Raw genomic sequence first — 24374 nt, 5'->3', positions numbered from 1 at the left:
CCCGTGGAGCTGAGCCACTCCTTCACCGTGCCTGCGACGGTCGACCGGACCTGGGCGACCTTCATGGATCTGCCCCTCGTCGGTGGCTGCTTCCCCGGCGCCACGGTCACGGAGGTGACCGAGGAGGGCTTCGCGGGCACGGTGAAGGTCAAGCTCGGCCCGATCGCGTTGGTCTACTCCGGCACGGGCGCCTTCGTCGAACGTGACGACGGCGCCCACCGGGCCGTCATCGAGGCCAAGGGCAAGGACAAGCGGGGCAACGGCACAGCGGGTGCCACCGTGACCATCCAGCTCACGGACGTCGGCGACGGCTCGACGCGCGCCGACGTGCGGACCGACCTCGCCGTGACCGGCAAGCCCGCTCAGTTCGGCCGTGGCGTCATGCAGGACGTGTCGGACAAGCTGCTCGGCCAGTTCATCGGCTGCATCGAGGGCAAGATCGGCGAGGTCCCCACGATGGAGGAGCCTTCGGCCGCGGCCGCCGGCCCCGAGCCGTCCCCGGAGCCGTCCCCCGACGCCGGCCCCGAGCCGGAGGCCCAGCCAGCCCCAGCCGCCAGCCTCGAGCCGTCCCCCGACGCCGGCCCTGAGCCGGAGCCCCGGCCAGCCCCAGCCGCCAGCCCCGAGACGTCTCTCGACCTCGGCAGCACGGTGCTGCCCATCCTGCTCAGGTCCTACGGCAAGCAGATCGTCATCGGTGTCGTCGTGGTGGTGGCCGTGATCGTGATCTGGAGGGCGATGAGCGGCTAGGGACCAAACGGCCGCTTCCCCCGCCAAACGGATGATGACGAGATCATCCGGTCATGTGGTCCTGCTGTGGCCTACCCTGAAAGGGACCGGCCACATGGCAAGGTGGCCGCACCGCAGAGCCGCGGCCACACGGCATACCGCAAGCACAGGAGCGCGCCAGGATGAGCCAGCAGACCGTCGTCGTCCTGAACGGACCGAACCTCAACCTGCTCGGTGAGCGCGAGCCGGAGATCTACGGATCTGACACCCTGGCCGAGATCGAGGCGCTGTGCCGCAAGGCTGCCGGCCTGGCTGGCCTGGACGTGGACTTCCGGCAGAGCAACCACGAGGGCGCGCTGATCGACGCCGTCCACGAGGTCCGCAAGAGCGCGGTCGGCATCGTCGTCAACGCAGGCGCCTACACCCACACCTCCATCGCCCTGCGTGATGCGCTCGCCACGGTGAGCATCCCCGTCTTCGAGGTCCACCTCAGCAACGTGCACCAGCGGGAGGAGTTCCGGCACCACTCCTACCTGTCCGCCGTCTCGGACGGTGTCATCAGCGGCTGTGGCCCCAGCGGGTACGCCTATGCGATCGCCCGGATCTCCGAGCTCATCGACGACCGCCACTGAGCACTCCTCGACGACCGCCACTGACCGGCAGTCGGGCGTTGCCCCTGCAAGACTGGCGAGCATGACCCCCCCGTCTGCGCTCGACCCGATGGACCTCGCAGGGATCGACGACCTGCTCACTGACGAGGAGAAGGCGATCCGCGGCACCGTCCGCGCCTTCCTCGACAAGCGGGTCGAGCCGTTCGTCGCCGACTGGTTCGAGCGCGGTGAGATCGACGACGTCCGGGGCCTGACCAAGGAGCTCGGCGCCCTCGGGCTGCTCGGCATGCACCTCGAGGGCTACGGCTGTGCCGGGATGAGCGCTGTCGACTACGGGCTGGCCTGCCTCGAGCTGGAAGCCACCGACTCCGGCGTGCGCAGCCTGGTGTCGGTGCAGGGATCGCTGGCCATGTTCGCGATCCACCGCTGGGGCACGGAGGAACACAAGCAGGAGTGGCTGCCGCGGATGGCGGCCGGTGAGGCGATCGGCTGCTTCGGCCTGACCGAGCCCGACCACGGCTCCGACCCCGCCTCGATGCGCACCCGCGCCCGTCGGGACGGCGAGGACTGGGTCCTGGACGGTTCGAAGATGTGGATCACCAACGGCTCGATCGCCGACGTCGCCGTGGTGTGGGCCCAGGTCGACGAGGGCGGGGCCGGGGCTGGGGGTGGAGCCAGTCGAAGCGTCATCAGGGGTTTCGTCGTGCCCACCGACACCCCCGGTTTCTCGGCCCCCGAGATCAAGCACAAGCTGTCGCTGCGGGCCTCGGTGACCAGTGAGCTCGTGCTCGACGGGGTCCGCCTGCCCGCCGAGGCGGTCTTCCCCGAGGTCACCGGACTCAAGGGACCGCTCGCCTGCCTGTCGGAGGCGCGCTACGGCATCGTCTGGGGCTCCCTCGGCGCAGCCCGCTCGAGCCTCGACACGGCCCGCCGCTACTCGATCGAGCGGCACCAGTTCGGTCGCCCGCTCGCCGGCTTCCAGCTGACCCAGCAGAAGCTCGCCGACATGGCCCTGGAGCTCGTCAAGGGCCAGCTGCTCGCCCTGCACCTCGGCCGCCGCAAGGATGCCGGCACGCTGCGCCCCGAGCAGGTCAGCCTCGGCAAGCTCAACAACATCCGAGAGGCCCTGGACATCTGCCGCACGTCGCGAACCATCCTGGGCGCCAACGGGATCAGCTTGGAGTTCCCCATCATCCGGCACATGAACAACCTCGAGTCCGTGCTGACCTACGAGGGCACCGTGGAGATGCACACGCTCGTCATCGGACAGGCGATGACCGGCCAGCAGGCCTTCCGCTAGACCCCGCCGAAGCACGTTTATCGGGTCTAGGGACAGGGTTGCGCTTCACCCGACTTCGCAACTCCGGTGAAGCGCAACGAAGTCCCTAAACCCGATAAAGTTGCGGCCCGGAGGGGGCCCGGCCACGCGGCATACCCTCGATTTTCGGTGGAGGCATCGGAGCGTGTAGTCTCACCGTCGCACTTCCGCGCGGCTCTCACGAGCCCCCGGTGGGCAGGCCCCCTTAGCTCAGTCGGTAGAGCGTTTCCATGGTAAGGAAAAGGTCGTCGGTTCGATTCCGACAGGGGGCTCTGGGAAAGGCGCCGCGAGGCGCACGCCCCATGGCGGGGTAGCTCAGCTGGTTAGAGCGCACGACTCATAATCGTGAGGTCGCGGGATCGAGCCCCGCTCCCGCTACAGCCGCGATTTCAGGATTCCCCCTGGATTCGCGTATTCTGATGCGTCGTCGCGCCATCATCGGTGCGCCCCCATCATTCTGTTTGAACCAAGACAGACCACCAGTCAGTTTCGAGAGCAGGTTGCCCCGTGGCTAGCAAGAGCACCGACGTCCGCCCCAAGATCACCTTGGCGTGCGTGGATTGCAAGGAGCGCAACTACATCACCAAGAAGAACCGTCGGAACAACCCCGACCGCCTGGAGATGAAGAAGTTCTGCCCCCGCGACGGCAAGCACACGCTCCACCGCGAGACCCGCTGACCTGACGCGTTTCGACGGCCGCCCCGGACCTCGGTCCCCGGTCGGCTTTGTCGTGTCTGGCGGGTGGCGGCCCTGGTCGCGTCGTCGTCGAGCACCAATAGAGTGGTGGCCATGGCCGTCAACGCAGACTTCGCAGGGCGCAGCTACCCGCCCAGTGGCCCGTATGCCGTGGACGCGGCGACGATCGCGGCGTTCGCCGCCGCGGTGGGTTCGCAGGATCCGGTGCACACCTCGAGCGAGGCCGCGCGCGCAGCCGGCTACCGCGACGTGATCGCGCCCCCCACCTTCGCCGTTACCTTGGCGCAGCAGTGCGACGCGGTGTTCGTCCAGGACCCCGAGGCAGGGATCGACTACACCCGGGTGGTGCACGGCGAGCAGCGCTTCGTCCACCACCGACCCATCACGGCGGGCGACTCCGTGCTCGGCATCCTGACCGTCGACACGGTGCGCGAGGCGGGTGGCCACGCGATGGTCACGACCCGCACCGAGCTGGCGACGCGGGACGGCGAGGCACTGTGCACCTCCACCTCCACCATCGTCATCCGGGGAGGGGAGTGATCGTGGGCGCACGCACCCTGGCCGAAGCCACCGTCGGCGACACCATCGGACCGCTGACGCTCGCCGTCGCGCGCGAGACCCTCGTGGCCTACGCCGGTGCCTCCGGCGACCAGAACCCCATCCACCAGGACGAGGCCTTCGCCAAGTCCGTGGGTCTGCCCGACGTCATCGCCCACGGCATGTGGACGATGGGCGCCGTCGGCTCGGTCGTCGAGAAATGGGCCGGCGACGGTGGCCGGGTCGTCGAGTTCGGCACCCGCTTCACCAAGCCCGTGGTGGTGCCCCCGGGCGGCGGCGAGGTCGAGGTGACCGGAGTGGTCAAGAGCGTCGACGAGGACACCCGGCGCGCCACCGTCGAGCTCACCGCGACGAGCGAGGGCGCCAAGGTGCTCGGTCGGTGCATCGCCGTCGTCCAGCTCGACTGACCGGCCCTCGATGCACGACGAGCACGACGTCCCCCTGGCGTCCCTGACGACGATGCGGGTCGGGGGCCCGGCTGCCCGGCTCGTCACGGCCCAGACGATCGACGAGGTCGTCGACGCCGTCCGTGAGGTCGACGACGCCGACGAGCCGCTGCTCGTCATCGGTGGCGGATCCAACCTCGTCGTGGCGGATGCCGGTTTCGCGGGCAGCGTGGTGCGGCTGGCCACCGACGGCGTCACCGTCGAGTCCGCCGACCTGTGCGGCGGGGTGATGGTGCGCGTCGCTGCCGGCGTGGTCTGGGACGACTTCGTCGCCCGAGCCGTGATCGAGGGCTGGTCGGGAGTGGAGGCGCTCTCGGGGATCCCCGGGTCGAGCGGCGCCACCCCGGTCCAGAACGTCGGCGCCTACGGCCAGGAGGTCGCTCAGACCATCGCCTCGGTGCGGGTCTACGACCGGGCCCAGCAGCAGGTTCGCACCCTGGCGGCCGCGGACTGCGCGTTCACCTACCGCCACTCCGCCTTCAAGGCGACCTCGCGCTTCGTCGTGCTCGACGTGCTCTTCCAGCTCATCCCCAGCGAGCTCAGCCAGCCGATCGGGTATGCCGACCTGGCCCGTCAGCTCGGCGTCTCACCGGGGGAGCGGGTGCCGCTGGCAGAGGCCCGCGACGCCGTCTTGGCGCAGCGGCGGCTGCGGGGGATGGTCCTGGACGCCGACGACCACGACACGTGGTCCTGCGGGTCCTTCTTCACGAACCCGATCCTGTCGCCGCAGCGGTTCGCGGCCCTCGAGTCCCGGTCGGCCACCCGGCTGGGCCCAGAGGGGTCGACGCCGCCGAGGTTCTCCGGCGAGGACGGCGGGGTCAAGACGTCGGCGGCCTGGCTGATCGACAGGGCCGGGTTCGCCAAGGGCTTCGCGCTGCCGGGCAGTGGGGCCGCCCTCTCGACCAAGCACACGCTGGCCATCACCAACCGTGGTGACGCCACGGCATATGACATCGCGGAGCTCGCCCGTCACCTGCAGTCGGGAGTCCACGACGCGTTCGGGGTCACCCTGGTCAACGAGCCGGTGTTTGTGGGACATGAACTATGAAGCTCAGGGTGGGCCACGAGCTGTGACGTGGTCGCCGCGAGTTTGAAGGATCGGCCGGACCAGGACCCGTCAGATCCTTCAAAGTCGGAGGTCAGTCTGGCGGGCTCGCGAGCCAGGCGTCGATGTCGTCCAGGGCCGCCTTCTGTAGGGCGGTCGGCGCCCGCGATGCGGTCACCGAGCCACGAGCCAGCTGGGCCAGCTCGTCGTCGGTGAAGCCGAGGGGGGTGCGCGCCAGCGCGTACTGGTCGGCCAGCCGCGAACCGAACAGCAGCGGGTCGTCGGCTCCCAACGCCACAGGTATGCCGTGCTCCACGATCGTGCGCAGCGGCACCTGCCCGGGGCTGCCGTAGACCCCGAGGGCGATGTTGCTGCGGGGGCAGACCTCCAGGGCGACTCCGGACTCGGCGACGAGGTCGAGCACTCGCGGGTCCTCCACGCTGCGGACGCCGTGACCGATCCGGTCGGGGCGGATGGCCTCGAGGGTCGTCTCGACCGCCGCCGGGCCGAGGAGCTCCCCGGCGTGGGGGACCAGGGCCAGCCCTGCGCGCCGCGCGATCTCGAAGGCAGGCGCGAACTCGGAGGTCTGGCCGCGACGCTCGTCGTTGCTGAGCCCGAACCCGACGACGGTGCCCGCACCTTCGCCGGCGTGGTGCGCGGCGAGCCGCGCCAGCGTCCTGGCGTCGAGGGGGTGGCGGATGCGGCTGGCTGCCACCACCACCGCCACCTGCGTCGACTCCTCACGGGAGGCGGCGGAAGCCTCGTCGAGGACGATCTCGAGAGCGGGGGTGATGCCCCCGACGAACGGCGCGTACGACGTCGGGTCGACCTGGATCTCCAGCCACCGCGACCCCTCGGCGGCATCGTCCTGCGCTGCCTCACGCACGATGCGGCGCAGGTCGGACTCGTCGCGCACACAGGCGCGAGCGGCGTCGTACAGTCGCTGGAACCGGAACCAGCCGCGCTCGTCCCGCGCGCTGAGCTGCGGCGGGTAGCCCGTCGTCAGGGCCTCGGGGAGGTGGAGGGCGTGCTGGCGTGCGAGGTCGCGCACCGTCTCCACGCGCATCGAACCGGTGAAGTGCAGGTGCAGGTGCGCCTTCGGGAGGGCGGTCACCGGGCGCATGCGGAGCAGTCTGGCAGGGCTAGTCCTCCACGATGTGCATGGCCGCCTCTTCCGGGCTCTGCAGGTCGCCGCTGGACGCCGACTCGTCGCCGACCAGTTCGCTGTCGACGTCGGGGCGGTCGCCCTCGTCGGGATCGGTGAGCTGCCCCACGCCCGCGTCCCCGACCCCGTCGTCACCGAGGTAGTCGTCCTCCGCCGCGATGGAATCGGGGTCCGCACCGCCCAGACGGGCTTCGGCGTCGAGGCCCCCCTCGTCGTCGGGGGCGCCATAGGCGGAGTCCGGGTCAGGGACCTCCTGCCGGATGCGCTGCTCGATGCTCTCCTCCTGGCCCTGCTCGGCGGCCGTGGTGCCCCACTCGGTGGCACGCGGCTGCAGGTCAGGCGGCGACGACGGTTCGTTGTCGCCCTCGCTGGAGTCGAGCAGCTGGTCCTGCCCGCTGCCCGCATCCACGCCGTCGTCCAGGCTGACACTGCCCAAGTCGTCGTCGAAACTTTCCGTGCCCGGCTGATCGCTCATGTCCCCACCCTGCGACAGGGGGAGCAGCGCCGCAAGGGGAGCAGCGCCGCAAGGGGAGGCGCGCGGCCTGCGAGCAGTTGGTCGTCGGCGATCAGGCCCCGCCGCGCACCTTCTCCACCGAGGCGAGCAGGACACACGTGGCCACGGCCTCCATCGCCTCACTGACCTGCTCCAGCGGGGGGAAGGTGGGGGCGAGGCGGATGTTGCGGTCGCGCGGGTCCACCCCGCGAGGGAACGAGGCGCCGGCCGGCGTGAGGGCGATCCCGGCCTCCTTGGCCAGCTGCACCACCCGGGACGCGGTGCCGTCGAGCACGTCGAGGCTGACGAAGTAGCCGCCGGTCGGCCTGGTCCAGGTCGCGACCCCGAGGCCGCCGAGGCGCTGCGACAGGATGCGCTCGACCTCGGCGAACTTGGGGGCGATGACCTCGCGGTGCTTGGCCATGTGGTCGCGGACGCCCTGCGGGGAACCGAAGAACTGCGCGTGCCGCAGCTGGTTGACCTTGTCCGGACCGATCGCGCCCTTGCCCAGGTGGCCGGTGTACCACTTCACCGTCTCGACCGACCCGGCCAGGAACGCGACGCCCGCGCCGGCCAGGGTGATCTTGGAGGTCGAGGCGAACATGATCGGCCGGTGCGGGTGCCCCGCGGCTGCCGCCAGGGTGAGGATGTCGGGGCTCTTGGCCTCGTCCTCCGTGAGGTGGTGGAAGGCGTAGGCGTTGTCCCAGAAGATCTTGAAGTCGGGCGCGGCAGTCTCCATCGCGGCCAGGCGGGCGGCGATCTCCTGGGTGACGACCGACCCGCTCGGGTTGGCGTAGGTCGGCACCAGCCACATGCCCTTGATGCTCGGGTCGCTCGCGGCCAACCTCGCCACGGCCTCGACGTCAGGGCCGTCCTCGTGCATGGGCACGGTCACCATGTCGATGCCGAACCACTCGAGCAGGGTGAAGTGGCGGTCGTAGCCGGGCACCGGGCAGATGAAGGTGACCTTCTCCTCCTGGCTCCAGGGGCGCTCGCTGTCCACGCCGCCGTGCAACCACAGGTCGACCAGCACCTCGCGCATCATCACGAGGCTGGAGTTGCCGCCGGCCACGACCTGCTCCGGCTCGACCCACAGCAGCTCGGCGAACATCTCGCGCAGCTCCTTGATCCCCTCGAGCCCACCGTAGTTGCGGGTGTCGACGCCGCTCGCGTCCTTGACGCCCTTGGGCAGGTTGAGCAGGTCCTCGGCCAGGTCGAGCTGGGCCGCGGCGGGCTTGCCACGCGTGAGGTCCAGCGACAGACCGCGCGCCTTCAGCGCGGCATACGCCTCCTGCTGCTCGGCGGCGAAGGCCTCGAGCTCCTGCGCGGAGCGCTGGGCGAGGGGGGTGCTGGCGGTGGCGGCCTGCTCGGTCACGTTGTCCATGCTCACGGTGTGAATGATCGCAGAGCCCCGGTATGCCGCGAACCCCTCGTCCGCGCCCCGGTCACCACCCACGCGGCAGCGCCGCACAGAATCCTTGGTCCGCGCCCCGGTCACCACCCGCGAGTTCGCGTTCGGCATCGGGCCTCACGTATGCTTTCTCCTCGGTTGACATTGGCCATGCTTCCGGCATGCCCGCGAACGGGTCAGGTCAGCCTCCCGGAACCCACCGCCCCCGCGGCGAGTTCCGTAGGGCAGTGGCTCAATTGGTAGAGCTCCGGTCTCCAAAACCGGCGGTTGGGGGTTCGAGTCCCTCCTGCCCTGCGTAGCAGAACCTGTGACCGGACCCGGTCACGGCATACATGAGTGAAAGCAGAGGCATCGTGACGGACGTGAGCGCGGACACCCGCGGCTCTGGTCGCACCGGCCGCAAGAGTGACAAGGGCGGCAACCCGATTTCGAGGTTCTTCCGCTCGATGTCCCTCTTCGTCAGCCAGATCCTCGACGAGCTCCGCAAGGTCGTCCGACCGACGCGGTCCGAACTGGTCAACTACACGATCGTCGTGATCGTGTTCGTGACGTTCGTGATGGCGTTGGTCGCGTCCGTGGACTTCGGCTTCACCAAGCTCGTGCTGTGGGTTTTCGGCGGCTGACCGCCGCCCTGCCACAGCCACTCCGGGGTCACCCGGCGAATACCAGAAGGAAGTAGGTCATCAGCGTGTCCGACCAGTGGACCACCGACAACGCCGAGCCCGAGACCGATGAGGTCGCGGCCGATGGTGCTGTCGCAGAGGACGCCGACGCCCAGTTCGAGGCGGAGGTCGAGCGCGACGAGGCCGCCGAGACCGACGAGACCGAGGTCGTCCGCGACGAGACCGACGATGCCGACATCGAGGCCCACCAGCCGCAGGTGTCGACCCTGACGTTCTCCGAGGACGCAGCAGCCGAGGACGCAGCCGAGGGCGACGCAGTCGACGACGACTCCGACGCGACGACCGAGGACGACGTCGACGCCCCGCCGGCCGACCCCGTGCAGGAGTTCAAGGACGCCCTCGCCGCCAAGTTCGGCGACTGGTACGTCGTGCACTCCTACGCCGGCTACGAGAACCGCGTGAAGGCCAACCTCGAGAACCGCACGACCTCGCTCAACATGGAGGACTTCATCTTCGAGGCCGAGGTGCCGATGGAAGAGGTCACCGAGATCAAGAACGGCCAGAAGAAGCTCGTGCGCCGCGTCCGGATGCCCGGCTACGTGCTGGTCCGGATGGACCTCACGGACGAGTCGTGGGGCGCCGTGCGCCACACGCCCGGCGTGACCGGCTTCGTCGGCAACGCCCACCAGCCCGTGCCGCTCAGCCTCGACGAGGTCTTCACCATGCTCGCTCCGGCCGACCTGGAGAGCCCGGCGACTGCCGGCGCCGCCGGTGGTGGCTCGGGCAAGGCCAAGGAGGTCGCGGTCGTCGACTTCGAGGTCGGCGAGTCCGTCACCGTCATGGAGGGGCCCTTCGAGACCCTTCCCGCCACGATCTCCGAGATCAACCCCGACACCCAGAAGCTCAAGGTGCTCGTCTCCATCTTCGGCCGGGAGACCCCGGTCGAGCTGTCGTTCAACCAGGTCGCCAAGATCTGACCGCACGACAGCAACCTGTTCCCGGCATCCCGGGAGCATGCAACCGGGTCATCGCCCACGGCGTAGGCCCACCACAACAGAAGGAACACAGCAATGCCTCCCAAGAGCAAGAAGATCTCCGGCTTCATCAAGCTGCAGATCCAGGCCGGTGCGGCCACGCCCGCCCCGCCCGTCGGCCCGGCCCTCGGCCAGCACGGCGTCAACATCATGGAGTTCGTCAAGGCCTACAACGCTGCGACCGAGTCCCAGCGCGGCAACGTCATCCCGGTCGAGATCACGGTCTACGAAGACCGCTCCTTCACCTTCATCACCAAGACGCCGCCGGCCGCCGAGCTGATCAAGAAGGCCGCTGGGGTGCCCAAGGGCTCCGGCGAGCCGCACAAGACCAAGGTCGCCAAGCTGTCGGCCGACCAGGTCCGCGCCATCGCCGAGCAGAAGATGGAAGACCTGAACGCCAACGACATCAACCAGGCGATGAAGATCATCGCCGGCACCGCCCGCAGCATGGGCATCGACACGTCGCTCTGACGACAGGGCGAGGACCCGACCGAGCGCTAGCGAGGGAGGCCCGGAGCCCCGAGGTAGAGCGACAATCAAGCACCACCCTCTAAGGGAAACAAGCCCGGTATGCCGCCCACGCGGCATACCGGGAACGTGGCAGGACCGCGCTGGTCCGAACTGACCACAACTCCACCGCACCACCCTTCACAACAGGAGCAGAAATGAAGCGCAGCAAGGCTTACCGCGAGGCGGCCGACAAGATCGACGTCACTAAGAGCTACGCCCCCCTCGAGGCCGTCCGCCTCGCCAAGGCGTCCGCCAAGGCCAAGTACGACGAGACGGTCGAGGTCGCGATGCGTCTCGGCGTCGACCCCCGCAAGGCCGACCAGATGGTCCGTGGCACCGTCAACCTGCCGCACGGCACGGGCAAGACCGCCCGCGTCCTCGTGTTCGCCAACGGCGACAAGGCCGAGGCCGCCCGTGAGGCCGGCGCCGACTTCGTCGGCTCCGACGAGCTGCTCGAGAAGGTCGCCGGCGGCTGGCTCGACTTCGACTCCGTCGTCGCGACGCCGGACATGATGGGCAAGGTCGGTCGGCTCGGCAAGGTCCTGGGCCCGCGTGGTCTCATGCCCAACCCGAAGACCGGCACGGTCACCATGGACACGGCCAAGGCCGTGACCGACATCAAGGGCGGCAAGATCGAGTTCCGCGTCGACAAGCACGCGAACCTCCACTTCATCATCGGCAAGGCCTCCTTCGACGAGAAGTCGCTGGTCGAGAACTACGCGACCGCGCTCGACGAGGTCCTGCGGCTGAAGCCGTCCTCCTCCAAGGGCCGCTACATCGAGAAGGCCACCCTGTCGACGTCGATGGGCCCCGGCATCCCGCTGGACTACACCCGCACCCGCAACCTGCTGGTCGAGGACGAGGCCACCGCCTGAGTCCCCGCACCACCCGCGAGAGCCCGTCACTCCTGAGGTGGCGGGTTCTCGCACGTCCTGACGGGTGTGCTGGGTAGGCTCGCTGGGCACGCAGCGCCGCACGCTGTGCCGCAGATGGGGGAGATCTCATGAAGAAGTCCATGTCGTTCGCTGCCCTGGCGCTGGTCGCCGGCCTCGGCCTCAGCGCGTGTGGTGACTCCGGCACCGATGCCGGTGCCACGTCGTCCTCGAGGTCGTCCGGCTCCTCGGGTCCCGGCCTGGCCGCCGGCGCGACGGTCGACGGGGGAGACCTTGCGACGAAGATGACCGACGCCATGGTCAAGGCCGGCTCGGGCACCGTCTCGATGGAGCTCGGCAGCGATGGCAGGAGCTCCGGTTCCTTCACCATCAAGGGTGGGGTGATGGAGCAGCAGATGACGCTGCAGGTCGAGGGGCAGGCGATGGAGATCGTCTCCACCGGCGGCATCATCTACCTGAAGGGACTCCCGGGATCGGCAAAGCCCTGGGCCAAGATCGACCTCAAGGCCGACGACCCGGTGAGCAAGATGTTCGCCGGACTGGCCGGTGACATGTCCGACCCGCGCCAGCTCGCCAAGGCGCTGGAGGGCACCAAGGCCACCGTGGTCAGCTCGACCGCGGACGCGTCCAGCTACGACGTCACCATCGACCCGTCAGCGATCCTCGGCGAGGAGGGGTCGACCGCCGTCCCCTCCACGGCCCCCGTGAAGGCGCGCTACAGCCTGGACGCCCAGGGGCGTCCCACGACGATGGTGGCCCAGGTGCAGGGCCAGACCGTGAAGATCACCTACGGGAACTGGGGCAAGCCGGTCACGATCAAGGCCCCGCCCGCCGACCAGGTGGGCGCGTTCGAGTTCCCCAGCTGAGCTGGTGCGGGGCCCCCGCCCCACACTCGACCCCTGCGCCCGACTCCGAGGGGGCGCGATTTGGTCGGGGGCCCACGCACCCGTACTCTGGACCCTGACCAAAGACCGCTCGGTTGTCGCGTGCCACCGCAATAGGCAGCACGTGACCGAAGGTTCCACTCCGGTGGGCGTCCAGCGCAGGCCACGATTCACCCGCAGTACCGGCTCCCAGAGCCTGTCCGCGTGCGAGCCCCGTGCCCTGTGCATGGGGCTCTTTCCATGTGGCCTCCAGCTCCGACGGTCGAACACACGGAAGGGAGGCCCCATGGCCAAGGCTGACAAGGCTGCCGCCATCGCCGAGCTGTCGGACAAGTTCCGCAACTCCGGCGCGGCCGTGCTGACCGAGTACCGCGGGCTTTCGGTGAAGCAGATCACCACGCTCCGCAACTCGCTGCGCGGAAACGCCACCTTCGCCGTCGTGAAGAACACGCTCACCGAGCTTGCTGCCAAGGACGCCGGCGTCACCGCGTTCGACGGCCAGCTCGTGGGACCGTCCGCCATCGCGTTCGTTGATGGTGACCCGGTCGAGGCCGCAAAGGGCCTGCGTGACTTCGCCAAGGCGAACCCCCTCCTCGTGATCAAGGGCGGCGTCCTCGACGGCAAGGCCCTGACTCCCGCGGAGATCACGAAGCTTGCGGACCTCGAGTCCCGCGAGGTTCTCCTGGCCAAGCTGGCCGGTGCCCTTCAGGCGTCGCTCAGCCAGGCTGTCTACCTCTTCGCCGCGCCGCTGTCGCAGACCGCTCGGGTCGTCGACGCGCTGCGTGCCAAGGTCGAGGCCGAGGGCCCGGTGGCAGCTGCCGCCGCTCCCGCTGCCGAGGCCGAGGTTGCCGAGGCTGACGACAACACCGCCGAGGCTCCCGCAGCCGAAGCGCCCGCCGACGCCCCCGTGGCCGAGGCAACCGCAGACGTCGCCGAGGGTGGCGACGAGAGCTGACCCGGTCGGGGGCAACCCCACACCGAGCCGGCTCACACACCAAAACGCCACTCACGGCATACCAAGAATTAGAAAGGACGCCCATCATGGCGAAGCTCTCCACCGACGAGCTCCTTGAGGCTTTCAAGGAAATGACCCTCATCGAGCTCTCTGAGTTCGTGAAGCAGTTCGAGGACACCTTCAACGTCACCGCTGCCGCCCCCGTGGCCGTTGCCGCGGCCGGCGCCCCGGCCGGCGGCGGCGCCGCTGAGGTCGAGGAGCAGGACGAGTTCGACGTCGTCCTCGAGGCTGCTGGCGACAAGAAGATCCAGGTCATCAAGGAGGTCCGCGCGCTGACCTCCCTCGGCCTGAAGGAAGCCAAGGACCTCGTGGACGGCGCCCCCAAGCCCGTTCTCGAGAAGGTCGACAAGGCTGCGGCCGACAAGGCCAAGGAGGCCCTCGAGGCCGCCGGCGCCACCGTCACCCTCAAGTGATCTGAGCTCCCCTCGGGGAGCACCAGCACACTGCTGCGAAGCGGGTCCGACCGAACAGGTCGGGCCCGCTTCCGCGTCCCCGCGGCATACCGGGGCGTAACTTCACCGACCCCGCCTCGTTGAGCCATGCGAACCGGGGCCCGCCTCACTGGCGGGCGTGGACATTCACGACGAGGTGGAGCTGTGGGCGTTGAGATCAGGGTCGAAGGCCTGACCAAGCGATTTGGGTCGCAGGTGATCTGGAACGACGTCTCGCTGACCCTTCCCGCGGGCGAGATCTCCGTGATGCTCGGGCCGTCCGGCACCGGCAAGTCGGTCTTCCTCAAGACCCTGGTCGGCCTGCTCAAGCCCGACGCGGGCGCGATCTGGATCCAGGACCGCGACCTCACGCAGATGCGCGAACGCGACCTGTACGAGGTGCGCAAGCTGTTCGGGGTGCTGTTCCAGGACGGCGCGCTGTTCGGGTCGATGAACCTCTACGACAACGTGGCGTTCCCCCTGCGTGAGCACACCAAGAAGTCCGAGTCGGAGATCCGCTCCATCGTCCTCGAGAAGATGGACCTGGTCGGGCTGACCGGCGCGGAGTCCAAGCTCCCCGGCGAGATCTCCGGTGGCATGCGCAAGCGGGCGGGTCTGGCCCGTGCGCTGGTGCTCGACCCCGAGATCCTGCTGATCGACGAGCCGGACTCCGGTCTGGATCCGGTCCGCACCTCCTACATCAACCAGCTGTTCATCGACCTCAACGCGCAGATCGACGCGACCTTCCTCATCGTCACCCACGACATCAACTCGACGCGCACCGTGCCCGACAACATCGGGCTGCTCTACCACCGGCACCTGGCGATGTTCGGGCCGCGCGAGATGCTGCTGAGCTCGGAGGAGCCGGTCGTGCGCCAGTTCCTCAACGCCCAGACCATCGGCCCCATCGGCATGTCCGAGGAGAAGGACGCCGACGAGCTGGCCTCCGAGATCGGCCAGGAGCTGCCGCCCCTGCCGCCCATCCCGCTCCAGCTCGGCACCAGCGACGGCACCCCCCGCCGCGGCGAGCGTCCGGCCGGGGACTGGTGTCGCGCGAACGGCATCACGCCGCCCCCCGGGTCGTTCCAGTCGCACAACGCCGGAGTCCCCGGTGTCCGTCACTCGGAGTCGTCCGAGCCCACCCCGATCGCGGGGGCGACGTTCTGATGAGCAATCCAGCCATCGGCGCGCTGCGCCAGAGCGGATCGCTCTTCGCGCTCGTCCTCGACGTGGGACGGTCCCTGCCGAAGCGACCCTTCCAGACCAAGGAGTTCATCCAGCAGTGCTGGTTCATCGCCTCGGTCACGATCGTCCCGACGGCCCTGGTGTCGATCCCCTTCGGCGCGGTCATCGCCCTGCAGCTCGGCACCCTGACCCGTCAGCTCGGCGCCCAGTCCTTCACGGGTGCTGCCTCGGTGCTCGCCGTCATCCGTGAGGCGTCACCCATCGTCACCGCCCTCCTGATCGCCGGGGCCGGAGGTTCGGCGATCTGCGCAGACCTGGGCTCGCGCAAGATCCGCGAGGAGATCGACGCGATGGAGGTCCTCGGGATCAGCCCCATCCAGCGCCTCGTCGTGCCCCGGGTGCTCGCGGCCATGGTCGTGGCCCTGCTGCTCAACGGGCTGGTGTCGGTGGTCGGCGTCGCGGGTGGCTACTTCTTCAACGTCATCATCCAGGGCGGGACCCCGGGCGCCTACATCGCCTCGTTCACCGCGCTGGCCCAGCTGGCAGACCTGTGGACCAGTGAGATCAAGGCGCTCATCTTCGGCTTCATCGCCGCCGTCGTCGCCTCGTACAAGGGCCTGACGGCCGGCGGTGGTCCCAAGGGAGTCGGCGACGCCGTCAACCAGAGCGTGGTCATCACCTTCATGTTCCTGTTCGTCGTGAACTTCGTCGCCAGCGCCGTGTACTTCCAAGTCGTCCCCCAGAAGATCTGAGGAGGTGTCCCTCTCATGAGCAAGGTCCAAGATGTCGCCGGCCGTCCTGTCCAAGCGCTCGACAGCCTCGGCGAGCAGATGCGGTTCTACGTCCGCTCGCTCGCCTGGAGTCCGCGCACGCTGCGCCGCTACAAGAAGGAGATCCTGCGCCTCCTCGCGGAGGTGTCCCTCGGCTCGGGAGCCCTGGCCGTCATCGCAGGCACCGTCGGGGTCATCGCCTTCCTCGCCTTCTTCACCGGCAGCCAGGTCGGCCTGCAGGGCTACTCATCGCTCAACCAGCTCGGCACCGGCGCCCTCACCGGCTTCGTCTCGGCCTACCTCAACACCCGGGAGATCGCGCCGCTCGTCGCAGGGCTGGCGCTCGCGGCGACCGTCGGGTGCGGCTTCACCGCCCAGCTCGGCGCGATGCGCATCTCCGAGGAGGTCGACGCGCTCGAGGTCATGGGAATCCCCTCGCTGCCGTTCCTCGTGACGACCCGGATGATCGCGGGCTTCGTGGCGGTCGTCCCGCTCTACGTGCTCGGCCTGCTCTCGTCCTACGGCGCGACCCGCTTCATCGTCGTGCAGTACTTCGGGCAGTCGGCGGGCACCTATGACCACTACTTCCACCTGTTCCTGCCGCCGATCGACGTCCTCTTCTCGTTCCTCAAGGTGATGGTGTTCGCGGTCGTGATCATCCTCATCCACTGCTACTACGGCTACAACGCGTCCGGTGGTCCGGCTGGTGTGGGCGTGGCCGTCGGCAAGGCCGTTCGGACCTCCATCGTCGCCATCAACATCGTGGACTTCTTCTTCTCCCTGGCGGTGTGGGGCGCCACGACCACCGTACGGATCGCGGGTTGACCCATGGCTGAGACGTCGAACGGCAGCATGTCGCGCCTGGGCAACCGTGCCTATGGTGTGGGCTTCATCGTCATCGTGGGCCTGCTCATCGGTTTGTCGGTGGCCGCATTCCAGCAGCGGTTCACCCCCGTGGTGATGGTCAACCTGATGACCGACCGGATCGGGTCGCAGCTGCAGACCGCCTCTGACGTGAAGATCCGTGGGTTGATCGTCGGTGAGGTGCGCTCTATCGAGACCACCGGCAACGGCGCCACCCTCAAGCTGGCCCTGAAGCCGGAGATGGTGGACCTGATCCCGGCCAACGTGTCGGCGCGGCTGCTCCCGAAGACGTTGTTCGGTGAGCGGTACGTCGACCTGGTGACCCCGACGACCGGTGCCGTGGGGCGGCACATCGCCAAGGGCGACACCATCGGTCAGGACCGCACGTCGGTGGCGATCGAGCTCGAGAAGGTCTTCGACGACCTGTTGCCGTTGCTGCGCACCGTGCAGCCGGAGAAGCTGGCGATGACGCTGAACGCGCTGGCGTCGGCGCTGGACGGGCGGGGGACCCGCCTCGGCCAGAACCTGGTCCTGGTGGACAACTACTTCAAGCAGATCAACCCCAAGCTGCCCGTGATCAAGGCGGACATCAGCGGGCTGGCCGACCTTGCGTCCACGTATGCCGTGGCGGCACCGGATCTCGTGCGCGCGGCGACCGCGTTGATCACCACGAGCACGACGATCGTGGCGAAGAAGGACGAGCTGGCGGGCTTCCTGGCGGGGACGGCAGGCTTTGCGAACACGACAGCGGACTTCCTGGACGCCAACGGCCAGCGGATCATCCAGGTGGGTCGGGTGCAGCGGCCGACGGTCGAGGTGCTGGCGAAGTACTCGTCGCAGTACCCGTGTGTCGCCACCGCGATGGTCAACTGGCTGCCCCGCATCGACGAGGCCTGGCGGGACAAGACCTTCCACATCACCGTCGAGGTCACCCAGCAGCGCCCGGGCTACAAGCCCGGCGAGGAGCCCCGGTGGGGCGAGAGCCGTGCGCCGAGCTGCCAGGGCCTGCCGGGCCGCGTCGGCACCCAGGCGAACCCGTGGAAGGGCAACCACTTCGACGACGGCACCAACCACTCGAGCTCCGGGGCGGCAGGCAGTGCGCTGCCGTCGATGTTCTCCGGGCTGTCGGGTCAGGGCATCGCTGAGGCCGACTCAGGTCTGGCCGGCACCGAGCAGGAGCAGAACGTCGTGGCTGCTCTCCTGTCGCGCGACGGTCGCCCCTCGGCCATCACGACCCTCCTCGCAGGGCCGATGCTGCGTGGAACGGTGGTGAACCAAGGATGAGTACCCGATCCAGCCTGGTGAAGTTCCTCATCTTCGTGGTGGCGACCCTGCTCGCCACGGGCACCCTGGCGGCCACCATCTCCAACACCCAGTTCGGCGACAAGGCGACCTACCGCGGCATGTTCACCGACGTGACCGGCCTCGCCTCGGGCCAGGAGGTCCGGATCGCCGGAGTGCGCGTGGGTGAGGTGAAGTCCATCAAGGTCGCCCGCGACCGGGTGCACGCGGACGTCGAGTTCAACGTCTTGAAGACCAGTGTCCTCACCCAGGGGACCAAGGCCACGATCAAGTACCGCAACCTCATCGGTGAGCGCTACATCGCCCTCACCCAGGAGGTCGGCAGTGCCGCGCCCCTCAAGGACGGGTCCACCATCGGACTGGACCACACCCAGTCCGCGCTGGACCTGACGGTGCTGTTCAACGGCTTCAAGCCGTTGTTCGCCGCCCTGTCGCCCAAGGACGTCAACGAGCTGTCGGCCAACATCATCAGCGTCCTGCAGGGGGAGGGCGGCAACATCAACTCGCTGCTGTCCAAGACGGCCTCGTTGACCTCGACCCTCGCAGACCGCGACGAGGTCATCGGGCGGACCATCTCCAACCTCAACGCGGTGCTCGGCACCGTGGACGCCCACGACTCCGCGCTCAAGCAGCTGATCGACCAGCTCCAGCGCTTCATCTCCGGTCTGGCCGCCGACCGCACGACGATCGGTGCCTCGTTGACCAACATCAACTCGCTGACGGCCGAGACGGCCGACCTGCTGAAGGTCACCCGTCCCTCGATCAAGGCCGACATCAGCAACCTCCGCGGCCTCGCCACCAACCTCAACAAGCCGTCGAACACCGCGACGTTCGAGAAGTTCCTGTCGACGTCGCCGGGCAAGATCAACACGATCACGCGGACGGCGACCTACGGCTCCTGGTTCAACTTCTACATGTGCGACTTCAGCGGCACGATCGTCGTGCCCTCGCCGACCAAGGGCGCCCCGGCCATCAAGATCCCCGTCGACAAGCCGGCCGGGCTCTCCGCAGCGAGGTGCTCATGAGCACCCCCTTCCGTGAGCGCAACCCCGTCCCGATCGGCGCTGCCGGCCTGGCGTCCATCGCGCTCGTGCTGTTCCTGGCGTTCAACGTCCAGAGCATCCCGTTCATCGGCGGCGGCGTCCACTACCGCGCGGCCTTCAGCGAGGCGGGTGGCCTCATCAAGGGCGACGACGTGCGCATCGCCGGGGTCAAGGTCGGCAAGGTGGAGAAGGTCGACCTCGCGGGCAACCGCGTGATCGTCGACTTCAAGGTCACCGAACCCGCAGCCTTCGGCACCCGGACCGGTGCCAGCGTGCGGATGCGGACGTTGCTCGGTTCGAAGTTCCTCGCCCTCGAGCCCGCCGGTGGCGGCCAGCTCAAGGAGGACAGCGAGATCCCGCTGGAGCGGACTGTCTCGTCCTACGACATCGTCAACGCGTTCACCGACCTCGCGACCACGTCCGAGGAGATCAACACAGACATGCTGGCAAAGTCGCTGACCACCCTGGCGACGGGGTTCAAGGACAGCCCGCCCGACGTCAAGGCAGCCCTGGACGGTCTGAGCAGGTTGTCCAACACCATCGCCTCGCGCGACGACGAGCTCAAGCGGTTGCTCGCCTCCGCCAACAGCGTCTCGGGCACGGTCGCCGAACGCAACAAGGCCGTGGAGTCGATCATCAAGAACGCCGACCTCCTGATGGTCGAGCTCAACGCCCGTCGCGACGCGATCCACACGCTGTTCACCAACACCTCCGCGATGGCCCAGCAGCTCACCGGGCTGGTCCGGGACAACCGTGCCGAGCTCAAGCCCGCCCTCGACCAGCTCACCAAGGTCCTCGCGGTGCTGCAGAAGCACGAGAAGGACCTCGGCGACACGATTGCCGCGATGGGCCCGTTCACGCGGTTGTTCGCCAACGTCCTCGGCAACGGCCGGTGGTTCGACACCTACATCCAGAACCTCACGACCCCCGTCTCCCCGGGAGGCCACTGATGAAGCGCCTGTCCGCTCTGCGGCGCCCCTCGCTGCCCGCGACGCCCCGGCTCGGCCTGATCCCCAAGGTCGTCGCCGCGCTCGTCGTGGTCGCCCTCGTCGCCGGCGCCTACGCCTTCTGGCCGCGCCACGACGACATCCACGTGACCGGTGAGTTCAGCCGCGCGGTGGGCCTCTTCCCCGGATCGGACGTGCGCATCCTCGGCGTCCAGGTCGGCAAGGTCACCGAGGTGACCCCCAAGGGCGACAAGGTCGAGGTCAAGTTCGAGTTCGACCACAAGTACAAGGTGCCCGCGGACGCCAAGGCGGCCGTCGTGGCCCCCTCGCTGGTGAGCGACCGCTACGTGCAGCTGCTCCCGGCATACACCGCTGGTCCGGTGATGAAGGACAACGCCCAGATCGGCCTGGACCGCACCGCGGTCCCCGTCGAGCTGGACCGCATCTCCTCGAGCCTGGACGACCTGCTCGTGGCCCTCGGCCCGACCGGTGCCAACAAGGACGGCGCCTTCGCCGATGTCCTCGACACCGGTGCCAAGAACTTCGACGGCCAGGGACAGAAGCTGCACGACACCAACCGCGACCTCAGCCTGGCGCTCGAAGCGCTGTCCGGTGGTCGTAACGACCTGTTCGGCACCGTGAAGAACCTCCAGACCTTCACGACGATGCTCGCCACCAACGACAGCCAGGTGCGACGGCTCAACAGCGACCTCGCCAACGTCTCGCAGCAGCTCGACGGGGAGCGCGACGACCTCGCCGCGGCCCTGAAGAACCTCGCCGTGGCGCTGAGCGAGATCAGCTCGTTCGTCCACGACAACCGTGCGGGCCTCACCACCAACCTCAAGCAGCTCGCGTCGGTGACCGGCACGGTGGCCAAGCAGCGGGACGCCCTGGCCGAGACCCTCACCAACGCCCCGGTGGCGATCAGCAACCTGCAGAACGCCTACAACCCCGACACCGGCACGCTCGACACCCGGGCCAACGTCAACGAGAACCTCACCCTGCAGAACATGCTGTGCTCCCTCATCGTCCAGGGCGGTCAGCCGGACTCGCTGTGCAAGACCGTCAGCGGGGCCCTCAAGCCGATCCAGTCGCTGCTCGACCAGCTCGAAGGACAAGGCGTGAAGCTGCCCGTCGATCTCCTGTCCGCGCTGCCGCAGTCGCAGGCCGCCACGTCCTCGACGGGCTCGACGGCCACGACCGCCACGCCCGGCCAGGGCGGCGCAATGATCACCATGCGCGGTGCCGACCCGACCCTGGGCGGCCTGCTGGGAGGTTCCCGATGAACAAGCCACAGACCACGGGTATGCCGCGTGGCCGGCGCCTCCTGTCCGGTCTCGTCGTGGGCGCGGTCGTCCTCGGGGTCTCCGGCTGCCAGGGCGCGTTCGACCTGCCGCTGCCCGGTGGGGCGGCGAACCGCGGTGACATCTTCCGCGTGACGGCGGAGTTCGCCGACGTCCTGGACCTGGTCCCGCAGTCCTCGGTCAAGGTCGACCAGGTGACGGTCGGCTCGGTCGAGAAGATCGAGCTCAACGGCTGGACGGCCCGGGTGACGCTGCGCCTGCCCCAGAACGTCAAGCTGCCTGACAACGCAGTCGCGGAGCTCAAGCAGACCTCGCTGCTCGGTGAGAAGTACGTCCAGCTGTCCGCGCCGAGCGGCGCGGCCCCCGAGGGCCGGCTCGGCGACGGCGACAACATCCCCCTCGCCCGCACCGGCCGCAACCCGGAGGTCGAGGAGGTGCTCAGCGCGATGTCGCTGCTGCTCAACGGCGGTGGCGTGGCCCAGCTCAAGATCATCGAGACCGAGCTCAACAACGCGGCGCGGGGCAACCAGGCGCAGATCAAGGACGTCATCAAGCAGCTCGACACCTTCATCGGCGGCCTCGACAGCCAGAAGTCCGAGATCGTCCGCGCCATCGACAACATCGACGCGCTCGCCGGCAAGCTCGCGGCGCAGAAGGAGGACATCGGCAGGGCCCTCGAGGCGCTGCCCAAGGGCCTCAAGGTGCTCGCCGACCAGCGCCAGCAGCTCGTGCAGATGCTCCAGGCACTCAGCCGGCTCGGCGCCGTCGGCACCCAGGTCATCCAGCAGAGCAAGGCCGACACCGCGGCGAACCTGAAGTCCCTCGCCCCGATCCTGGCGCAGCTCACCAAGGCCGGGGACAACCTGCCGAAGTCGCTGCAGCTGCTGCTGACCTACCCCTTCTCGGACGCGACGACCGGGGCCATGAAGGGCGACTACACCAACATGTCTGCCGACCTGGACCTCAACTTCGCGAACCTCGCCGGCAACCTGGGGATCCCGACGAGTCCGCCCACCGGCGGCCCGACGGGCACGCCCACGCTTCCCGGCCTGCCGCTGCCGACCCCGTCGGTCAGCGTCCCCGGTGTGCCGATCACCCCCGGAGGCAGTTCCACCTCGGGCGCGTGCCTCCCCGGCGTCATCTGCGTCGGTGCCCCGGCCCAGCAGTCCGGTTCGTCCAGCTCGTCGGGCTCGGACGACTCGTGGCGCTCGCTCTACGGAGGTGCCGCATGATCCGCCGGTCGGTCAAGGTCCAGCTCCTCGCGTTCCTGCTCATCACCCTCGTCACCGTCTCGGTGCTCTCGGCCCGCTACGTCGGGCTGTACGACCGGGTGGCCGGTGGCCAGTACCACGTCTCGGCCGACTTCGAGCAGTCCGGCGGCATCTTCGTCGGCTCCGAGGTCACCTACCGCGGCGTCACCGTGGGCCGGGTCGACAACCTGAAACTGTCCAAGGACGGCGTGGTCGTCGACGCGAAGATCCAACGGGGAGTAGTGATTCCGAAGGACACGAAGGTCGTCGTGGAGAACCGCTCCGCGGTCGGTGAGCAGTACCTCGACTTCCAGCCGCGCAGCGACAGAGGGGCCTCGCTGAAGGACGGCGACACCATCGCGCGCAAGGACACGGCCTTCCCGCTACGCGTCGACACGCTGCTCCTCGACCTCGACCAGACCGTCAACTCGGTCGACAAGCAGGACCTGCGCATCGTCGTCGACGAGCTCGGCAAGGGCTTCGCCGACGGGGGAGAGGACCTCCAGCGACTGATCGACAGCGGTGACAAGCTGACCCGGTCGGCCACCGAGGCGCTGCCCGAGACGATCAAGCTGATCGACGACGGCCGCATCGTGCTCGACACGCAGCGCGACACCTCGGGGCAGATCAAGGTCTTCGCCAAGAACTTCGCCGACCTGTCCGAGACCCTCAAGGCCTCTGACGGCGACCTGCGGCTCATCCTCGACCGCGGCGTCGTCGCGTCCAAGGAGCTCGAGGCGCTGATCAGGGACAACCAGGGCAACCTCGCGGCGCTGCTGGCCAACCTCATCACCGTGGGCCAGGTGACCACGGCCCGGGTCGACGGGATCCAGCAGCTCCTCGTGACCTACCCCGACGTGGTGGCCGGCGGCTTCACGGTCGTCCCCGGCGACGGCACGGCCCACTTCGGGCTGGCCATGGCGCACGACCCGCCGGTCTGCACGCAGGGGTACCAGGGCACCCCCCGCCGCTCGCCGGCCCAGACCAGCGACACCAAGGCGAACACGGCGGCGCGCTGCACGGCCCCCCGCGGGTCGACCGCCAGCGTGCGCGGCGCCCAGAACGCCCCGGGGCCGCAGTCGGGCACGAACTCCACCGTCCCGTTCGCTTTCGGCGACCAACCCGTATCCCCGGGCATGGCTGCCTCGTTGGGCATGACAACACCACAGGTATCGGTGCCACTTCCTCCGTCCGGAGGTGAGAGCGGCGAGGCCTCGTGGTTGTGGATCATGAAGGAGGCTGCTCGATGAGCACGATCACCACCCACGCCGGGAGGGCGGTGGAGGCAGACGAAGGCGTGTCGCACCCCGACGCGCTCGCTGCGGACACAGACCACCAGACGACCCGTGACCGGGTCCGGTCACTGCGCATCACCCCCACCATCGTGTGGATCGTGGTGGCCATCGCCCTCGTCGCGAGCCTTGCGCTCGGGGCCACCCGCGGACGCGACTGGTATGCCGCGCGGCAGACGTCGGCGGCCAACGCCGACGCCGTGGCGGCCGCCAGGCAGCTGGCCATCAACTTCGTCACGGTCGACTACACCAAGGTCGACGCGGACATGGCCCGGGTGAAGGCCGGGGCCACCGGGGACTTCCTCAAGAGCTACTCGACCTCGGCCGCGCAGCTCTCCAAGGTGCTCGTGGCCAACAAGACGGTCTCCTCGGTGCAGCGCACCGAGGCCGCCCTGGTCTCCGGTGACGAGGACTCCGCCGTCGCGCTCGTGGGCGTGGTGGCTCCGACCAAGAACACCGCCGTTCCGAACGGCGAGACCAAGACCTACCGGATGCGCCTTGACCTGCGCCTGGTCGGCGACGAGTGGAAGGTGGAGAACCTTGAGTTCGTCGGTTGAT

The 24374-nt window shown here is 68.8% G+C and carries 27 protein-coding genes and 3 tRNA genes; 27 read left to right on the top strand and 3 right to left on the bottom strand.

All coding sequences use genetic code 11. From position 1 onward, the window contains the following. The first annotated feature begins 3 nt into the window (after positions 1 to 3). The 9 genes from AC1DYG_RS07250 to AC1DYG_RS07210 all read left to right on the top strand — a co-directional run bounded on the left by AC1DYG_RS07250 (position 4) and on the right by AC1DYG_RS07210 (position 5403). Positions 4 to 747: an SRPBCC family protein gene (locus AC1DYG_RS07250; protein ID WP_477639184.1), complete on the top strand. Its 744-nt coding sequence runs from the start codon at positions 4 to 6 to the stop codon at positions 745 to 747. Positions 748 to 908: 161 nt separating this feature from the next. Further along, positions 909 to 1358, top strand: coding sequence for a type II 3-dehydroquinate dehydratase (gene aroQ / locus AC1DYG_RS07245; protein WP_477639183.1), 450 nt, complete (start codon positions 909 to 911; stop codon positions 1356 to 1358). 61 nt (positions 1359 to 1419) lie between these two features. Continuing rightward, positions 1420 to 2637, top strand: a complete 1218-nt coding sequence (locus tag AC1DYG_RS07240) for an acyl-CoA dehydrogenase family protein (RefSeq protein WP_477639182.1) — start codon at positions 1420 to 1422, stop codon at positions 2635 to 2637. A gap of 217 nt (positions 2638 to 2854) precedes the next feature. Beyond that, positions 2855 to 2927: transfer RNA gene (locus AC1DYG_RS07235), tRNA-Thr, on the top strand. A gap of 32 nt (positions 2928 to 2959) precedes the next feature. Then, positions 2960 to 3033 (top strand) — tRNA-Met (locus AC1DYG_RS07230). Between the two features lie 129 nt (positions 3034 to 3162). Continuing rightward, positions 3163 to 3333 (top strand): 50S ribosomal protein L33, encoded by a 171-nt coding sequence (gene rpmG / locus AC1DYG_RS07225; RefSeq protein WP_179420867.1) that lies wholly within the window; start codon positions 3163 to 3165, stop codon positions 3331 to 3333. Positions 3334 to 3444: 111 nt separating this feature from the next. Then, positions 3445 to 3891, top strand: coding sequence for an FAS1-like dehydratase domain-containing protein (locus AC1DYG_RS07220; protein WP_477639181.1), 447 nt, complete (start codon positions 3445 to 3447; stop codon positions 3889 to 3891). A 2-nt stretch (positions 3892 to 3893) separates the two neighbouring features. Further along, positions 3894 to 4316, top strand: coding sequence for a MaoC family dehydratase (locus tag AC1DYG_RS07215; RefSeq protein ID WP_477639180.1), 423 nt, complete (start codon positions 3894 to 3896; stop codon positions 4314 to 4316). Between the two features lie 10 nt (positions 4317 to 4326). Continuing rightward, the gene (locus AC1DYG_RS07210) at positions 4327 to 5403 is read left to right on the top strand and encodes a UDP-N-acetylmuramate dehydrogenase (protein WP_477639179.1); all 1077 of its coding nucleotides are present in this window, start codon (positions 4327 to 4329) and stop codon (positions 5401 to 5403) included. Positions 5404 to 5494: 91 nt separating this feature from the next. On the opposite strand, the gene AC1DYG_RS07205 is transcribed toward AC1DYG_RS07210, so the two are convergent. From AC1DYG_RS07205 to AC1DYG_RS07195, 3 genes are all read right to left on the bottom strand, one after another. Beyond that, positions 5495 to 6523, bottom strand: coding sequence for an adenosine deaminase (locus tag AC1DYG_RS07205; RefSeq protein ID WP_477639178.1), 1029 nt, complete (start codon positions 6521 to 6523; stop codon positions 5495 to 5497). A gap of 19 nt (positions 6524 to 6542) precedes the next feature. After that, a complete protein-coding gene (locus AC1DYG_RS07200) occupies positions 6543 to 7040 on the bottom strand; it encodes a DUF5709 domain-containing protein (protein WP_477639177.1) in 498 nt (165 codons plus the stop codon). Positions 7041 to 7131: 91 nt separating this feature from the next. Next, positions 7132 to 8442: an aspartate aminotransferase type Ic gene (locus tag AC1DYG_RS07195; RefSeq protein ID WP_477639478.1), complete on the bottom strand. Its 1311-nt coding sequence runs from the start codon at positions 8440 to 8442 to the stop codon at positions 7132 to 7134. A gap of 248 nt (positions 8443 to 8690) precedes the next feature. On the opposite strand from AC1DYG_RS07195, the gene AC1DYG_RS07190 reads away from it, so the two are divergent. The 18 genes from AC1DYG_RS07190 (at position 8691) to AC1DYG_RS07105 (ending at position 24373) form a co-directional block, all read left to right on the top strand. Further along, positions 8691 to 8763: transfer RNA gene (locus tag AC1DYG_RS07190), tRNA-Trp, on the top strand. A 59-nt stretch (positions 8764 to 8822) separates the two neighbouring features. After that, positions 8823 to 9092, top strand: coding sequence for a preprotein translocase subunit SecE (gene secE / locus AC1DYG_RS07185; RefSeq protein ID WP_477613544.1), 270 nt, complete (start codon positions 8823 to 8825; stop codon positions 9090 to 9092). A gap of 65 nt (positions 9093 to 9157) precedes the next feature. Next, positions 9158 to 10069 (top strand): transcription termination/antitermination protein NusG, encoded by a 912-nt coding sequence (gene nusG / locus AC1DYG_RS07180; protein WP_477639176.1) that lies wholly within the window; start codon positions 9158 to 9160, stop codon positions 10067 to 10069. Between the two features lie 93 nt (positions 10070 to 10162). After that, on the top strand, positions 10163 to 10597 hold the full coding sequence (gene rplK / locus AC1DYG_RS07175) for a 50S ribosomal protein L11 (protein ID WP_477639175.1): 435 nt from the start codon (positions 10163 to 10165) through the stop codon (positions 10595 to 10597). Positions 10598 to 10791: 194 nt separating this feature from the next. After that, complete coding sequence (gene rplA, locus AC1DYG_RS07170) at positions 10792 to 11511, top strand: 50S ribosomal protein L1 (protein WP_477639174.1); 720 nt, start codon at positions 10792 to 10794, stop codon at positions 11509 to 11511. Positions 11512 to 11639: 128 nt separating this feature from the next. Further along, positions 11640 to 12395 carry a hypothetical protein gene (locus tag AC1DYG_RS07165; RefSeq protein ID WP_477639173.1) on the top strand — a complete coding sequence of 252 codons (756 nt, stop codon included), beginning with the start codon at positions 11640 to 11642 and terminating at the stop codon, positions 12393 to 12395. A 304-nt stretch (positions 12396 to 12699) separates the two neighbouring features. Further along, complete coding sequence (rplJ, locus tag AC1DYG_RS07160; RefSeq protein ID WP_477639172.1) at positions 12700 to 13368, top strand: 50S ribosomal protein L10; 669 nt, start codon at positions 12700 to 12702, stop codon at positions 13366 to 13368. An 86-nt stretch (positions 13369 to 13454) separates the two neighbouring features. Continuing rightward, on the top strand, positions 13455 to 13841 hold the full coding sequence (gene rplL, locus AC1DYG_RS07155) for a 50S ribosomal protein L7/L12 (protein ID WP_477618540.1): 387 nt from the start codon (positions 13455 to 13457) through the stop codon (positions 13839 to 13841). Positions 13842 to 14024: 183 nt separating this feature from the next. Next, positions 14025 to 15026 carry an ABC transporter ATP-binding protein gene (locus AC1DYG_RS07150; RefSeq protein ID WP_477639171.1) on the top strand — a complete coding sequence of 334 codons (1002 nt, stop codon included), beginning with the start codon at positions 14025 to 14027 and terminating at the stop codon, positions 15024 to 15026. Further along, positions 15026 to 15796, top strand: coding sequence for an MlaE family ABC transporter permease (locus AC1DYG_RS07145; RefSeq protein ID WP_477639170.1), 771 nt, complete (start codon positions 15026 to 15028; stop codon positions 15794 to 15796). Before AC1DYG_RS07150 ends, AC1DYG_RS07145 begins: the two co-directional genes overlap by 1 nt. Positions 15797 to 15811: 15 nt before the next feature. Further along, positions 15812 to 16639 carry an MlaE family ABC transporter permease gene (locus AC1DYG_RS07140; RefSeq protein WP_477639169.1) on the top strand — a complete coding sequence of 276 codons (828 nt, stop codon included), beginning with the start codon at positions 15812 to 15814 and terminating at the stop codon, positions 16637 to 16639. Between the two features lie 3 nt (positions 16640 to 16642). Then, on the top strand, positions 16643 to 17962 hold the full coding sequence (locus tag AC1DYG_RS07135) for an MCE family protein (RefSeq protein WP_477639168.1): 1320 nt from the start codon (positions 16643 to 16645) through the stop codon (positions 17960 to 17962). Next, positions 17959 to 19005, top strand: coding sequence for an MCE family protein (locus AC1DYG_RS07130; RefSeq protein ID WP_477639167.1), 1047 nt, complete (start codon positions 17959 to 17961; stop codon positions 19003 to 19005). Before AC1DYG_RS07135 ends, AC1DYG_RS07130 begins: the two co-directional genes overlap by 4 nt. Further along, a complete protein-coding gene (locus AC1DYG_RS07125) occupies positions 19002 to 19973 on the top strand; it encodes an MCE family protein (RefSeq protein ID WP_477639166.1) in 972 nt (323 codons plus the stop codon). The genes AC1DYG_RS07130 and AC1DYG_RS07125 overlap by 4 nt, the downstream gene beginning before the upstream one ends. Next, positions 19973 to 21256 carry an MCE family protein gene (locus tag AC1DYG_RS07120; RefSeq protein WP_477639165.1) on the top strand — a complete coding sequence of 428 codons (1284 nt, stop codon included), beginning with the start codon at positions 19973 to 19975 and terminating at the stop codon, positions 21254 to 21256. Before AC1DYG_RS07125 ends, AC1DYG_RS07120 begins: the two co-directional genes overlap by 1 nt. Next, positions 21253 to 22506, top strand: a complete 1254-nt coding sequence (locus tag AC1DYG_RS07115; protein WP_477639164.1) for an MCE family protein — start codon at positions 21253 to 21255, stop codon at positions 22504 to 22506. The genes AC1DYG_RS07120 and AC1DYG_RS07115 overlap by 4 nt, the downstream gene beginning before the upstream one ends. After that, entirely contained in the window at positions 22503 to 23774 is a 1272-nt protein-coding gene (locus tag AC1DYG_RS07110) for an MCE family protein (RefSeq protein WP_477639163.1), read from the top strand. Before AC1DYG_RS07115 ends, AC1DYG_RS07110 begins: the two co-directional genes overlap by 4 nt. After that, positions 23771 to 24373, top strand: a complete 603-nt coding sequence (locus AC1DYG_RS07105) for a hypothetical protein (RefSeq protein ID WP_477639162.1) — start codon at positions 23771 to 23773, stop codon at positions 24371 to 24373. Before AC1DYG_RS07110 ends, AC1DYG_RS07105 begins: the two co-directional genes overlap by 4 nt. Position 24374: the final 1 nt, after the last annotated feature.

It is taken from the genome of Pedococcus sp. P1_H8, assembly GCF_056405175.1.
This window is presented reverse-complemented; position numbering and strand designations above follow the sequence as displayed.